The organism is Oscillibacter sp. CU971 (genome assembly GCF_905219725.1).
GTDB lineage: Bacteria > Bacillota > Clostridia > Oscillospirales > Oscillospiraceae > Oscillibacter.
The window spans coordinates 1-1,083 of record NZ_CAJMXG010000571.1 but is presented as its reverse complement, the minus strand read 5'-3'; the positions used below and the strand labels follow the sequence as shown (position 1 = coordinate 1,083).

General features: G+C 52.4%; 2 protein-coding genes. Both read right to left on the bottom strand.

The features are described 5' to 3' along the window. Positions 1-314 precede the first annotated feature (314 nt). The gene (locus JX325_RS17540) at positions 315-659 is read right to left on the bottom strand and encodes a nucleotide modification associated domain-containing protein (RefSeq protein ID WP_204792281.1); all 345 of its coding nucleotides are present in this window, start codon (positions 657-659) and stop codon (positions 315-317) included. A 71-nt stretch (positions 660-730) separates the two neighbouring features. Then, positions 731-886 (bottom strand): hypothetical protein, encoded by a 156-nt coding sequence (locus JX325_RS17535; RefSeq protein ID WP_204792280.1) that lies wholly within the window; start codon positions 884-886, stop codon positions 731-733. Positions 887-1,083: the final 197 nt, after the last annotated feature.

Below are 1,083 nucleotides of genomic sequence, written 5' to 3'. Positions count from 1 at the left end.
ACCCAGAGATCCATGGCGTCGATCTCAAGCGCATGTTTTCGGTCGTACTCGGCGAGCTGGCGTTGGATTTCCATGTCCATGGCCTTTTTCTCGGCTGCGGACATTGACGCTCCGTACACTCTTCCGCCGGCTTTTTTGATTCTCATAGTTGCCTCCCAGAATCCAGTTTTCCTTTGCGAAGAACATCGGTACGGCGATTAACGCCATGAAAACAGTAGCGGTGGCATCCCCGTCAAGGAACACCACCGGCAGTGTGCAGAGAATGAGCAGGACCGCGTAGAGCTTGTTTTTCAGCAGTTCACGCTTCCACATGGTCAGTCCATCCTTTTCCCGGCCAAAACGGGTTGCCCATCGGCATAGGCAACGGTGTACTCGCCCTCCTCCATCTCCAGGATGGTCATGATAGCGTAGTTGGCCAGGTCCATCAGAGTGTCCCGGATGGACTCATCCGTAACCTGCTGCTGACCGCCGTCGGTAGCGATGAGCTTCGACAGGGTCTTGAAACGGGAGAGTTTGTCCCCCAGGCGGATGCGGGTCATGGCCAGCCCCTCCTCGACAAACGTCTGGTGGAAGCTGTCGCCGTAGTCGTGGTTCTTGCGAGCATAGAGCTGGTTCAGCTCGTCGCAGATGGCCTTGTGCTTGACAACTTTTTCGTTCATGGCGTAGGTCCTCCTTCAAAATATAAAAAAGAAAGAGCCCACGTTTCCGTAGGCTCTCCCTTTGGGTGAGATTAGAATTTCAGCTTTTCGTTGATCTTCGCGATCTGCTTCTCAGCCTTTTTCTGAATCTCAGCGATCCCGGCCTCGACCGCCAGGTCAAGGATTTCCTGCCAGTCCTCCAACTGGTCCAGCAGCATACCCTTGTACTGGTTATCTGTCATGCCCACAGAATCACCTCCATCCGAAAGGTGAGAATTGGTTCGTTCAGCCATAAGCCTCAACAACCTCCTTCCATAATGGGGTCTGTATTTTGTGCGCAAGGCCCCAATTACTTCTCTCGGTTTATTGTACCATGCTGAACAAGGATGTGTCAATCAGAGCTGGTTTCTCGGAGTGGACTTCTTTTCACTAAAATGAATACAAG

What these genes read in the sequence shown, in the direction of transcription:
- JX325_RS17540 (WP_204792281.1), bottom strand. Translation starts at nt 659, where the DNA reads ATGAACGAAAAAGTTGTCAAGCACAAGGCCATCTGCGACGAGCTGAAC.